The organism is Acinetobacter sp. P1(2023) (assembly GCF_028367635.1).
GTDB lineage: Bacteria > Pseudomonadota > Gammaproteobacteria > Pseudomonadales > Moraxellaceae > Acinetobacter > Acinetobacter pittii_E.
In genome coordinates, this window is sequence record NZ_JAQNDD010000005.1 from 60,415 (window position 1) to 73,721 (window position 13,307).

12 protein-coding genes are annotated in these 13,307 nt (G+C 39.2%); 5 read left to right on the forward strand and 7 right to left on the reverse strand.

What is annotated here, in order from left to right; genetic code table 11:
* Positions 1 to 68: 68 nt before the first annotated feature.
* The 4 genes from POD11_RS09295 to POD11_RS09310 all read left to right on the forward strand — a co-directional run bounded on the left by POD11_RS09295 (position 69) and on the right by POD11_RS09310 (position 3,679).
* A complete protein-coding gene (locus POD11_RS09295) occupies positions 69 to 479 on the forward strand; it encodes a RidA family protein (RefSeq protein WP_262457028.1) in 411 nt (136 codons plus the stop codon).
* Between the two features lie 15 nt (positions 480 to 494).
* The gene (locus POD11_RS09300) at positions 495 to 1,679 is read left to right on the forward strand and encodes an MFS transporter (RefSeq protein ID WP_262457029.1); all 1,185 of its coding nucleotides are present in this window, start codon (positions 495 to 497) and stop codon (positions 1,677 to 1,679) included.
* A 148-nt stretch (positions 1,680 to 1,827) separates the two neighbouring features.
* On the forward strand, positions 1,828 to 2,832 hold the full coding sequence (gene dusA, locus POD11_RS09305) for a tRNA dihydrouridine(20/20a) synthase DusA (protein WP_262457030.1): 1,005 nt from the start codon (positions 1,828 to 1,830) through the stop codon (positions 2,830 to 2,832).
* Positions 2,833 to 3,166: 334 nt separating this feature from the next.
* Positions 3,167 to 3,679: a hypothetical protein gene (locus POD11_RS09310; protein WP_016142201.1), complete on the forward strand. Its 513-nt coding sequence runs from the start codon at positions 3,167 to 3,169 to the stop codon at positions 3,677 to 3,679.
* Positions 3,680 to 3,687: 8 nt separating this feature from the next.
* Here the strand turns inward: POD11_RS09310 and POD11_RS09315 are convergent, their stop codons facing one another.
* Positions 3,688 to 4,587 (reverse strand): LysR family transcriptional regulator, encoded by a 900-nt coding sequence (locus POD11_RS09315; protein ID WP_262457127.1) that lies wholly within the window; start codon positions 4,585 to 4,587, stop codon positions 3,688 to 3,690.
* Between the two features lie 96 nt (positions 4,588 to 4,683).
* On the opposite strand from POD11_RS09315, the gene POD11_RS09320 reads away from it, so the two are divergent.
* The gene (locus tag POD11_RS09320) at positions 4,684 to 4,806 is read left to right on the forward strand and encodes a hypothetical protein (protein ID WP_239968421.1); all 123 of its coding nucleotides are present in this window, start codon (positions 4,684 to 4,686) and stop codon (positions 4,804 to 4,806) included.
* Between the two features lie 72 nt (positions 4,807 to 4,878).
* Here POD11_RS09320 and POD11_RS09325 read toward each other — a convergent pair whose 3' ends face one another.
* From POD11_RS09325 to POD11_RS09350, 6 genes are all read right to left on the reverse strand, one after another.
* On the reverse strand, positions 4,879 to 5,640 hold the full coding sequence (locus POD11_RS09325; RefSeq protein ID WP_262457031.1) for a tRNA threonylcarbamoyladenosine dehydratase: 762 nt from the start codon (positions 5,638 to 5,640) through the stop codon (positions 4,879 to 4,881).
* 364 nt (positions 5,641 to 6,004) lie between these two features.
* Complete coding sequence (gene acnA / locus POD11_RS09330; RefSeq protein ID WP_262457032.1) at positions 6,005 to 8,761, reverse strand: aconitate hydratase AcnA; 2,757 nt, start codon at positions 8,759 to 8,761, stop codon at positions 6,005 to 6,007.
* A gap of 124 nt (positions 8,762 to 8,885) precedes the next feature.
* Positions 8,886 to 9,698 (reverse strand): TatD family hydrolase, encoded by an 813-nt coding sequence (locus POD11_RS09335; RefSeq protein ID WP_262457033.1) that lies wholly within the window; start codon positions 9,696 to 9,698, stop codon positions 8,886 to 8,888.
* Positions 9,698 to 10,639, reverse strand: coding sequence for an RsiV family protein (locus POD11_RS09340; RefSeq protein ID WP_262457128.1), 942 nt, complete (start codon positions 10,637 to 10,639; stop codon positions 9,698 to 9,700). The genes POD11_RS09335 and POD11_RS09340 overlap by 1 nt, the downstream gene beginning before the upstream one ends.
* 90 nt (positions 10,640 to 10,729) lie before the next feature.
* The gene (locus POD11_RS09345; RefSeq protein ID WP_262457034.1) at positions 10,730 to 11,572 is read right to left on the reverse strand and encodes a hypothetical protein; all 843 of its coding nucleotides are present in this window, start codon (positions 11,570 to 11,572) and stop codon (positions 10,730 to 10,732) included.
* Between the two features lie 69 nt (positions 11,573 to 11,641).
* On the reverse strand, positions 11,642 to 13,234 hold the full coding sequence (locus POD11_RS09350) for a peptide chain release factor 3 (RefSeq protein ID WP_016142208.1): 1,593 nt from the start codon (positions 13,232 to 13,234) through the stop codon (positions 11,642 to 11,644).
* Between the last annotated feature and the right edge of the window lie 73 nt (positions 13,235 to 13,307).

A 13,307-nucleotide genomic window follows, 5' to 3' on the forward strand; every position in this document is an offset into this window, starting at 1 on the left:
ATTCTCTTGACCTCAACTTAAGTTGAGGTTGGATACTCATCTAAATTTTAATGAACGGTTGAGTTCCCATGAGTCAAGAAGCTTTTAAAATCATAAATCCATCAACTTTATATGATCCTACTTCAAATGCTTACAGCCATGTTGCTGTGGTAAAAAACTTTAAGAATATTATTCATGTGGCTGGTCAAGGCGGCGAAAATTCCAAAGGGGAATTAAGCCCAAATTTTGAAGAACAAGCGAACCAAGTTTTTGATAATATTCAACATGCTTTAAAAGCCGCCAATGCAGAGCTTAACAACATTGCCGTTTTAAGAGTTTTAGTTGTTGACCATTCGGTCGAAAAACATCAAATTTTGATTAAAATTATGCAAAATTTATGGAAAAATCATCCTTTTCCTGCCTGTACACTCATTCCTGTGCCACGCCTTGCACTAGAACACATGCTCATTGAAGTTGAAGCAACGGCATACACCCAATAAAACTGAGAGAACATCATGTCTACCCCTGAAGATATCAGTCAAAATAAACCTTTGCTTTGGTTGATGGCAGCAGCATGTGGCTTATGTGCAGGTGTGAATTATTATTGTCAGCCGCTGATTCACTCTATTCAGCAAGATTTTGCTGTAACTCAAGCACAAGCCGCTTTAACAGTGACATTTGCTCAGGTGTCTTATGCCCTTGGCTTACTCTTTATTGTTCCGATGGGTGATATTGTTAATAAAGCTAAAGCTATTCCGTTTTTGATGGTGCTTTGCGCAATTGGCCTATTTACATCTGCTTTTGCTGTTAACTTGCCCATGCTATGGATTGGTACAATTTTAGCAGGCTTGTTTTCTGTTGCAGCTCAAGTGCTTATTCCACTTGCCACAATGACCGTAAAACCTGAAAAAACAGGCGAAATTATTGGTTTTTTAATGAGTGGCTTATTGGTCGGGATTTTACTCTCTACCAGTCTGGCAGGCTTATTTTCCAATCTATTCCACTGGAAAGTAGTTTATGTAGTCAGTGGTGTGTTAATGCTTCTGTTGGCCTATACCTTAAAAAGTCGCTTGCCTTATGTCATGCGCATGAAAATGAACTATGGGCAAATCTTTGTTTCCATGGCTCAGCTTTTAAAAGAGGAAAAGCGACTATTATTAAGAGCGCTTACAGGTGCTTTCGCCTTTGCAGCAGTGAGTATTCTATATTCCACCATCGCGTTACTTCTCACCTCGGCACATCATTTACCTGATCTATTTATCGGACTAGTCCCGTTAGTCGGTATCTTTGGTGCTTTATCTACACGTTATATTGGTAAATATGCCGATCAAGGATATACACGCCTCCTCACTTGGATGGGCTGTGGGCTGTTTTTGGTAAGTTGGATTTGTTTCTATTTCGGACAAACTCTACTTTCAGCTTATGTTATTGGTTTTGCTCTAATTCAATTGGCACTTGCGCTGGTACACACCAGTAACCAGAGCATTATTTTCCGTTTACGTCCCGATGCCAAATCTCGTATCAATGCTATTTATATGACCACTTACTTTATTGGTGGTGCTGGTGGTTCGGCATTAGGGATTTTTGCATGGAATCGTGGTGGATGGACTATGACCTGCCTTGCAGGTGTAGGCCTCGTTGTATTTTGTATTTTATTTAGCGTGATTGATGCTTTCTTACAAAAAAAGCAAATGCCTTAACTATAAAGTAATTTGTTAAAAATCATCTTTCTATATTTAACATAAGGGTGGTTATAAATTACTCGGTTAAAAGCCACTGTCGATTCAGAGGCAAACCCCGTATAATGCTGCCCTTTCATTAATTTAGCGACTTTTGGGTCTATTGGTTATGCAATCACTTCAATCGTTACAACCTCGTATTTCTGTCGCGCCTATGATGGACTGGACTACAAAGGATTACCGATTCTTTGCACGGTTGTTTAACCCAAACGTTGTGCTCTATACCGAAATGGTCACTACAGGCGCAATCCTATTTGGAGATGCTAAACGCCATTTGGACTATAGCGCACAAGAACATCCGATCGTATTACAACTTGGCGGCTCAAACCCACAAGAGCTTGCAACCTGCACAAAAATGGCAGAAGACTGGGGTTACGATGAAGTTAACCTGAATGTAGGCTGTCCAAGTGACCGGGTACAGAACAATAAAATCGGCGCATGTTTAATGGCAGAGCCAGACTTGGTTGCTGAATGCATTCATACCATGCAAAAGACAGTAAAGATTCCAGTAACGGTAAAGCATCGTATCGGTATTGATGACATGCAGTCTTACGAAGAAATGCTACATTTCGTAGATACTGTCGCGGCAACAGGTTGTACTTATTTCGTTGTACATGCCCGTATTGCTATTTTGAAAGGTTTATCTCCGAAAGAAAACCGAGAAGTACCACCTTTACGCTATGAAGATGTATATCGTTTAAAGCAAGAGCGCCCACATCTCACCATTGAAATTAACGGTGGAATTAAAACGTTTGCCGAAACTCAAACACATTTACAGCATGTTGATGGTGTCATGATTGGTCGTGAAGCCTACCATAACCCTTACCTACTTGCTGAGTTGGGACAGCTGTGGAATCTAGAAGCTCCAGATCGATTCGATATTATGGAACAAATGCTGCCTTATATTGAACAACGTATGGCTGAAGGTGCCCCTCTTTCAATCATTACACGTCATATTTTAGGTTTATTCCAAAACTTGCCGGGCGCTCGTAAATGGCGTCAGGCGCTAAGTGGCGGAAATGCAAAAACTTTAACTGACGTTGAAAGTGCAATTCAAAACATGCAAGCAGCCATGATTCGCACTGAAGAGTATTTAAAAGAGCAGCAAGTTTAAGTGGGTAATGACTTCTTAAATTGTAAGAAAATGTGGCATTTTAAATCAGCGACTTAGATTTTGAGTATATTCGCAAATGTTGAAGCAAAATATTCAAATTTAAGTTCTGATTTATTATTTATTTATAATAATATCAATAATTTAAGTTTTACTGTTTTTAATAAACCTTTTGACGAGCATCTTTTCACTCCAAAGCACACGCCTCTGGAAAAAAGATACGTTATTACATAACATAAACAAAACTTTTAAGGTACGCCTATTAGTATCTCTGAACGCCACAGGTAGGTGGTGATTTTTTTAATATGGACATGGGTAGCACGGTAGAGATTTCACGATGATTATTTATGACGGACAAGTAGCTGATAATTACATGTATCAGGATTCAAATCAGGCAGCCATTGTTGTATCGCACAGCACACCAAGCCTCCCTTATCCTTTCACCATGAAACCCAATAATCATCAAACTCAAACCTCAACTAACCCTCCCATTGATGTAGAAAAGTTCGTAGAAAAATTAGAAAGTATTACATCTAGACGCAGTAAAGCGAGATGCGCACGCAGTATCCGCCTTGCGCTCGAATCTGCTGGTGCCGATGTTGAAAACCATCCAATTGCAGCCTCAGATTGGGGCGATACCCTTAAAAAGATTGGTTATAAAGAAATTGATCCAGCCTTCGACGAACCTCAGGAAGGTGACATTTACATCATTCACCGAACCCGCAACCATGTTTATGGACATATCGCTGGATATACAGGAAGTGAGTGGGTTTCTGACTTCAAACAAAGTAGTTATGATGTCTATAAAGACGATAATGTTACTTATACTTATTATAGATTAGCTGCCTAATCAATTTCCTAAAATTGAAAAACTTGATGGAAGCATTCGGCACAATGCTGAATTCTTTCATCATGATCTTTTCTATAGACCAAAACTACTTCCGAAAGTGATAGCTGATCGGTTAAAGGCAATAGTTTTACCTGAACAGGCAAGATCTGCTGAAATTCTTTAGGCACAATACTTACACCTAAATTTGCCGCCACAAGTTGTAACTGTGAAATCTTACGCGACTGAATTGGAGCTTTTTGTGGGATAAATCCTGCGGCTAAACATAGATTTGAAATTAAATAGCTTAACCCACCTCTTTTAGAATGTGGTGTAGAAACAAAGTATTCCTCTTTTAAATCTTTGACGTCCAACTTCTCTTTATTTGTAAACTTAGCATGATCAATGTGCACGGCCACCATTAAAGGTTCTTCATATAATTTAATAACATTGATGTCATCTAATGTATGCCGAACTGGTGGTCTAATTAAACCAATATCAATCTCCCCATTCAGTAAAGCCAAAACCTGATGCTCAGATGACAACGTATTTATCTCAAAGTTAATTTTTTGCTTTAAGCTAATTTCTTTTAATATTTGAACCTTTTTAGCATCCATAACAATACTGCTCGAGTGAGCAATTTTAATCTGGCGATTTTTTCCTTCTGCAATATTCTTAGAAACGCCAATAATCTCATTTAAATAATGCATATTATCTTTTATTTTTTTATAGAAGACCTCTCCCGCTGTCGTCAGTTTCACTTTCTTATCAGTACGATCAAATAATTTAAAATCAATTTCTTCTTCTAATAATTTAATTTGCCGACTTAAAGCAGACTGAGCTATGAATAGCTTTTCAGAAGCCGCGGTAAAGCTTCCTTCTTCAACGATTTTTATAAAATATTGAAATTGTTTTAACGTCAGCATTTCTATCTCAAAATTAGATCATTAGGTCTATTTTCTATATTAGATTAGATAGATTGCCTTCGCTAGAATTTTATCAAGACCATTCACTTGATTGAATTATTCATGAAGTATTTAAAAGGTTTAACCATCTTCACCGTTGTTGTTCTGATTTTATGGTGCTTTAAATTTTATGATCAACAGCTCCCAACACAGCCCAAACACGACAACATAGAGTTATATGATTAAATCAATTTTAACTTTACTCAAAAAAACAAAAGGCATGCACTCATATAAGCGCATGCCTCTTCAATATTTAAATTATGCTTTCTTTAAATCGAGTTTCTTCAAAACTTCAGCTACAGCAATCATCGCAAAGCTTGACGTCACCACTACCGCCGAACCATATCCACCACAGCGTAACCCTGCCGATGGGCAGACATCAGCGCTAGAAAAGGGGTTATCAATTGAGTAAATACAGGTAATTCCAAATTTCTCTTTTGGCTTTTTACAAATACCTCGAGCACGAAGCTGACTACGGAGCTTCGCTAACATCGGGTCCTGTTCTGTTTTTGATAAATCAGCCACACGGATTTTAAGGGGATCGAGTTTACCACCTGCTCCACCCGAAACAATCAAAGGAATTTTATTAAAACGACAATGAAGCATTAAAGCCAATTTCGCTTTAACGTCATCAATACAGTCCAATATAATATCGGGTACAGGATTTAAAATCTCGGTGACATTCTCAGGGGTTAAAAAGTCATCAATAATATTAACTTTAATATGTGGGTTAATTTGGCGACAACGCTCCGCCATAATCTCAACTTTTTCACAACCCAGTGTTGATGTCATTGCAGGTAACTGACGGTTCACATTTGATGCTGCAACCACATCCATATCGACTAATGTAATCTCACCAATACCCGTGCGTGCCAAAGCTTCTACCGCCCAACTACCAACACCACCAATCCCAATCACCATCACATGACTTTTTTCATAGTGCTGGAACGATGAATCACCATAAACTTTCGCTACACCTGCAAAACGGCGGTCATATTCATCTTGTAGAAGATCGGTCATTGCTACTCTTTGAGGATATAAAACACGGGAGGTATTTTACTGCTTTTTAGAAGAAAGTGTATTTTAGATCAAAGAAAACTTGAGATGGTGATATTTAAACTCACGACAAGCCTCATCATTATAATTCAAGTACTAACAGCTAAATCTTCTTACTTTTTTAAAAAAGTAAGCAAAAACTTTCTCATTCACAAAACCTGTCATCTGTTCACGAGTATCAAAAGAATCGCAGAAACTATTATCTTTTTATAACGGGCAGGTTGTGAATGATGATTAGCTCAAGCAAATAAAAGAAAAAGTTCTAATGTAAAAGCTCAATTAATACCAACCAATAAAAATATTGATTGGTATTAATCTCAAGACAACATTAACCAGCAATCAAATTCCGCAGTACATAATGCAAAATACCACCCGCCTTAAAGTACTCAACCTCATTTAACGTATCAATTCGACATAACACATTAAAGTGGCTGGCTACCCCATTTGGCCCTTTTACATCAACTTCAAGAATTTGATGAGGTTCAATCCCATCTGATAAACCTCGAATTGATATCACCTCATGACCAGTTAAGTTGAGAGATTGTCGCGTTTGCCCATCAATAAACTGTAATGGCAACACCCCCATACCCACCAAGTTAGAACGGTGAATACGCTCAAAGCTCTCGGCGATGACAGCTTTAACACCTAGTAAGTTCGTACCTTTGGCAGCCCAGTCACGTGAAGAACCTGTTCCGTATTCTTTACCAGCAATGATCACAAGCGGTGTGTGTTCTTGTTGGTAACGCATCGCCGCATCATAAATGGCAAGCTTTTCGCCACTTGGCACATGAATAGTATTACCACCCTCTTCACCACCAAGCATCTCGTTTTTAATACGAATGTTGGCAAAGGTTCCGCGCATCATGACTTCATGATTACCACGTCGAGAACCATAGGAGTTAAAGTCTTTTGGCTCAACACCTTGCTCTTGTAAATATCGACCTGCCGGACTGTCTTTTTTAATATTGCCTGCCGGTGAAATATGATCAGTCGTTACCGAGTCACCGAGCACTGCCAAAACACGTGCCTGTTCAATATTTTTAATTGGTTTTGGTGGTTCGCCAATGCCCTCAAAGAATGGCGGATGACGAATATAAGTCGAATCATCCGCCCATTCGTAAGTTTTACTTTTCGGGATCTGGATCGCTTGCCAACTTTCATCACCATCAAATACCGCAGCATATTCTTTATGGAACATCTCTGTATTTACTTTCTGTAAGACAGCATCAATTTCTGCCTGACTTGGCCAGATATCTTTTAAATAAACAGGTTGCCCATCTTTACCTTGCCCAATAGGTTGCGTAGTCAAATCGGTACGGATATTACCCACCAAACCATAAGCGACGACCAAAGGCGGCGAAGCAAGCCAGTTTGTTTTAACCAATGGGTGTACGCGTCCTTCAAAGTTACGGTTACCAGAAAGTACAGATGCAACATTCAAATCATGGCATTGAATTGCGTCTTCAACTGGTTCAGGTAATGGACCTGAGTTACCAATACAGGTTGTACAACCATATCCCACCAAGTTATAGCCCAACTCATCTAAATATGGGGTAAGGCCTGCAGCCAATAAATAATCTGTAACGACCTTAGAACCTGGTGCAAGAGAGCTTTTCACCCATGGTTTACGCTTCAAACCTTTTTCAATGGCTTTTTTAGCAAGTAATCCCGCCGCCAGCATTACACTCGGGTTAGAAGTATTAGTACAAGATGTGATGGCCGAAATAACAACATCACCATGATTTAATGGATAAGTTTGTCCTTCAATCACGCAAGAAGGACTTTCATGTTGAATATTTGCTTTTTTTGCCTCGACAGCAGTACCGCCACCGCCTTCATTTTCTAAACGCTCTTTAGCTTCTTTGGCTGGTTTTAATGTTAACTCCATCAGCGCATTAAATGTTTTTGGTACTTCTGATAAAAGCACTCGGTCTTGTGGGCGTTTTGGACCTGCCAAACTTGCCTGAACTGTACTCATATCAAGACTTAAAGTATCTGTAAAAACAGGTTCATCACCAGCATTTCGCCATAAGCCTTGTGCTTTGCTATACGCTTCAACCAATGCAATACGATCACTTTGACGACCAGTTAATTTTAAATATCCTAATGTCACTTCATCAATTGGGAAGAAACCACAAGTCGCACCATATTCTGGTGCCATATTGGCAATAGTTGCACGGTCAGCAAGTGGTAAATCAGCTAAGCCGTCTCCATAGAACTCTACAAATTTACCCACGACACCTTTTTGACGAAGCATTTGAGTAATGGTCAGCACCAAGTCAGTTGCAGTAATTCCTTCTGGTAATTTGCCTGTGAGTTTAAAACCAATGACTTCAGGAATCAGCATCGAGATAGGTTGGCCCAGCATAGCTGCTTCGGCCTCAATTCCTCCTACTCCCCAACCTAAAACACCTAAACCATTAATCATGGTGGTATGTGAGTCTGTACCCACTAAAGTATCGGGAAAAGCAAAAGTCTGGCCATTATCTTCGCCTAGCCACACCGCTTGAGCCAAATATTCTAAATTGACCTGATGGCAAATACCCGTACCTGGTGGCACTACACTAAAGTTATTAAATGCAGACTGCCCCCAACGTAAAAATTGATATCGCTCACCATTACGCTGCATCTCAATTTGTACGTTTTCCTCGAAAGCCTGATCATCGGCAAAATAATCAACCATTACAGAGTGGTCAATCACTAAATCAACAGGAGATAATGGATTAATTTTTTCAGGGTCGCCACCCGCTTGCGCCATCGCTGCTCGCATTGCAGCTAAATCAACCACAGCAGGCACGCCCGTAAAATCTTGCATTAAAACCCTTGCAGGTCGATATTGAATTTCTTGATCTGAGGTGCGGGTTTTTAGCCATTCTGCTAAAGCATGGATGTGTTCAGTTTTGACGCTATGTTGATCTTCAAACCGTAATAAGTTTTCCAATAATACTTTTAAAGATTTCGGCAGTTTGGCAATATCCCCTAGCGTTTTCTCTGCTTGGGCTAAGCTAAAAATCTGATAATTGCTGGAACCTACTGTTAGCGTCTGTAAAGCATTAAAACTATTGATATTGCTATACTTAGCCATTGGGTTATCCTCCCATGTCTGGCAATGTTATTTTTCACGTTTTTACATGTTGTTTTCTTACTTTAAGCTTCTTTTTTAATCACTGTGTTTTGTTTTAGTTAATATTTTTAATCTTTGATTTTTATTACGATAATTTCAGTGCAGTGAGAGAGTTTTTCCACAGCAACTCAGCCAAATCAGACTCTGGCATGTTTAAATTTTCAGCCAAACTTTGTAAAACATACGGCAAATTAACAGGGGTATTACGAGTACGCTGTTCTGTTGAGGTTTGACAGCAAAGCGGTGTCATATCTGGGCAATCTGTTTCAATCACCAAATGCTCGGCACCTATGGCCTGCACAACCGTATGAAGTTTTTTTGCGTTCGGGTTGGTGATCTGCCCCGTGACACCAATCTTAAAACCAAGCTTAATAAGGCCTTTTGCCTCTTCTACCCCACCACTAAAAGCATGCGCAATGCCACCCAATTTAAATTTTTGAGCTTTTAATATAGCAAGCACATCACCATGCGCTTTTCGAATGTGGAGTAACACTGGTTTTTGATATTGGGTCGCCAGCTCTAACTGGTGAGCAAAATATTGCTTTTGCTTGGCATATACATCTGGTTGCTTATGTTCTTTTAAGAAAGTATCTAAGCCAATTTCACCCACAGCCACACAGTCCTGTTGCTGCAAAATTTGCTCAAGATGAGAAAGATGGTCTGGTTGGTGCTGCTCAATATAAAACGGATGTAAACCGGGTGCTAAATATGAAGTTGGTACATTTTCCCAGCTTTTTAACAGATGATGAGTCTGTACCAACTCATCAAAGCGTGACTGTAAAAAGCCAATTAAGACTAATGCATCTACACCCGCTTTTTTAGCATTAAGCGCTAATTGCTGCCGATCTTCATCAAAATCGGCAACATCAAAATGGGTATGTGTATCAAACAGATGCATTAGCCAGCACTTTTTGCAACTGGTGCCGAAGCAGGTTTAGCTTTAGGCTGTGGCAAATAGTCCTCTTTCAATACATCTTGTAATTGAGCATAAGGAATGACTAATCGAGGAAGCCCAACCACGTATGGTCCAATTTCATACTCACCGTATTGAAGAATTAAACCTTGCTCACCCAACAAGAAGTTATTAGATAACTTAAATGGCCATGCTTGTTCATAGTCAGCAACATTATCAGCAAGTTTAGAATCAGTTACCCAAGTCTTAAAGGCTTCATGTGCTAACTTTTCCAATGCAGATTTTTTCTGTGGGCGCAACAAATCTTCAAGCTCAATCTGTTTTTGCTCTTTTAAATCGAAATTATAGTAATGCTGTGCAGCGGAGCCATGAGCACCACCTAGATAACTACTACTATTAAGCACTACAGTGACAACTTTGCCTTGAGCTTGCAAAATCTTAGGTTTAACTAAGAGATTGATCTGATGATTACTACTTAAAGCTTTTAGCTCATTATCTAGATCGATAAATGAGTTCGCATAACGCTGTACCTGCGCATCAAAACTATTTTTTTGCTCTGCACCCGCAGCCGCCGAAGCTTCTGTTTTTTGTTCTGTTTGCGTGCCCTTAGCATCAGGTTCAGCAATTTCTAAAATTTGATTTAATGTATTTAAGATTTGCTGATCTATAATTTTGTCAATAAAAGGAAAATTACTTTGTAAACGTTCTACCGTAAATTCCGGACAATTTTTGCCATCGCAATCAGGTAAAACCACCTTACTAGGAATTGTTTCACCTTTCAAAGTCAACTCTATTGGCTTTTGTTCTTGAACAGCTGATTTCTGCTGCTCTTGAGAATCCTTAGGGTCAGCTTTAGGTTGGCATGCTACCAAAAATATAGCAGAAGCAAGCAAAGTTAATCGCAGTGAAGCTTTAGAAGATAACATCATATTTTGCCTTTTATTCTAAGGAGATTACGCTATACCTTTCTAAGAAATTAGCGCATATAAATAGAGGTTGCAAATTCTGCTACCATCTTAAAACATTTGTTCATAAACCTCGGGTTGTAATATTTTTTTGGTCTGTTCTTTAGATAAATAAATATCGAGCTGTGGCGCCTCTTTAGTAATCTGGTTAGCCTGATAATGTAAGCCAACACCTTCACCATCAAAGAACCAATCTGCCTGTCCCCAATATAAAGTTTTTGGTGCTTCTTTTTTAATTTCAGCAGTCTGCTTTTTTAACCAGTCTTGATATGCCACTTGCACCATTTGATGCACAGCTGTTTGTTGATCCTTTTTTAAAACATCTAACAAAGTTAAGCTTTTATGTAGTTTCCGGTCGGCTACAAAAAAGTAATAACGATCTTTAATTGTGAGCTCTTCTTGCTTGGTATCAAGCCCTAATTGCAATAAAACGTATTGGTTACGCTGCGATGCAATACGGGTATGAAGATGCAATTCATAAGCTCGATTCTTTGAGTATTTATCTTGCCATTCATCCGACTTTTTAACATAGGCATTAATAGCCTGCTGCAAACTCAAGTCTTTTTTCAAATCAATTTGGTCTTGAATCACTTTGGCCTGACTTTTTGTGATCCAGTCATTTAGCCATGCATCTTGAGTCTTTATTGTTTGAACATCGACATCAATACAATTTTTCTTCTCACAAAATGGTAAAGCATAGTCAGCTTTTACTTGTTGTAAGTTAAGAAATGGGAGTACCTCAGCTTTCTCTATATTTTGAGTTTGGGTAGAAGCTGATTTGACCTGAGAGGATGATGAAGGCTGAGTGCTTTTCCAGACAAAAAGACAAATCGCCAAAATTAATATGATTACTGCAACTAAAAGTGCAATAACTGTCTTTCTATTCAAATTCATTTCATCATCCTTTCTTATTTTTCAAAACAAAACAGCTTCTTTTCGAAGCTGTCTGTCAAATCTTAAAGATTAGTGTTCACGTGTATTACGGAACTGAATATCAGGCCAACGCTCTTGCATAATCTGTAAGTTCACACGACTTGGTGCAAGATAAGTTAAGTGACCGCCACCATCGATAGAAAGCTGATCATGCGCTTTTTTCTTAAATTCATTGAGAATCTTGTCATCATCACAATGAATCCAGCGAACTGTATTAACACTTACAGGCTCATAAACACAGTCAACTTTATATTCTTCTTTCAAACGGTAAGCAACGACATCAAACTGAAGCACCCCCACTGCACCCACAATCAAATCATTGCTAATTTGTGGCATAAATACCTGAGTTGCGCCTTCTTCAGACAACTCTTTCAAACCTTTTTGCAATTGTTTTGACTTTAATGGATCTTTCAAACGCACACGACGGAACATCTCCGGTGCGAAGTGAGGAATACCTGTAAAATGCAGATCTTCACCACTTGTGAAAGTATCACCAATTTGAATTGTGCCATGGTTATGTAAACCAATAATATCACCTGGCCACGCTTCTTCTAAGTGCTCACGTTCACCCGCAAGGAATGTCAATGCATCACTAATACGTACATCTTTACCGATACGTACGTGATTCATTTTCAAACCTTTCTCGTATTTACCTGAACAGATACGCATAAAGGCAATACGGTCACGGTGTTTCGGGTCCATGTTTGCTTGAATCTTAAAGACGAAACCAGAAAACCCTTCTTCTTTCGCATCAACAACACGCTCTTGTGTTGGATGTGCTTTAGGTTCTGGTGCCCAATTCATAAATGCATCTAACACATGGTCAACACCGAAGTTACCTAGCGCTGTACCAAATAGAACTGGAGTTTGTTTACCTTGTAAAAATAATTCGCGGTCTAAAGGTTCATTCGCCATTTGTACAAGTTCAAGTGACTCTTCAAAAGATGCCCAAGCCAGCTCACCGACTTTTTCACGGATATCTGCATGGTCATAACCATCGCGCACTTCAATATCTGTAATGGTTGAACCAAAACCTGCTTTGTAAACATACAATTTATTTTCAAGAATATTGTATACACCAGCAAAATCACGTCCCATCCCTAATGGCCATGTAATAGGTACACAGCGAATATTAAGGACATTTTCAATTTCATCGAGTAACTCAAGTGGTTCACGAATCTCACGGTCCATCTTGTTTACGAACGAAATGATAGGAGTGTCACGCATACGACAAACTTCCATCAATTTGATGGTACGTTCTTCGACACCTTTTGCACCATCAATCACCATTAATGCAGAGTCAACTGCTGTTAGGGTACGATAAGTATCTTCAGAGAAGTCTTCATGTCCCGGTGTATCAAGTAAGTTAATGGTATGACCTTTATAAGGAAACTGCATGACAGAAGTGGTAATCGAAATTCCACGCTCTTTTTCCATTTCCATCCAGTCAGATGTAGCTGCGCGATCAGATTTACGGCTTTTTACCATCCCTGCAACCTGAATTGCTTTACCCCATAACAGTAATTTTTCTGTCATGGTGGTTTTACCGGCATCGGGGTGGGAAATGATGGCAAATGTGCGGCGTTGAGCAACCTGTGCCGCTAACTCATCTTTAAAACTCATGAAATACACCTACTGCGGAGATTGCAGTGCCAAAGACCTAAAGTCGATCAAAATAAAAATTGGCGTAATTGTA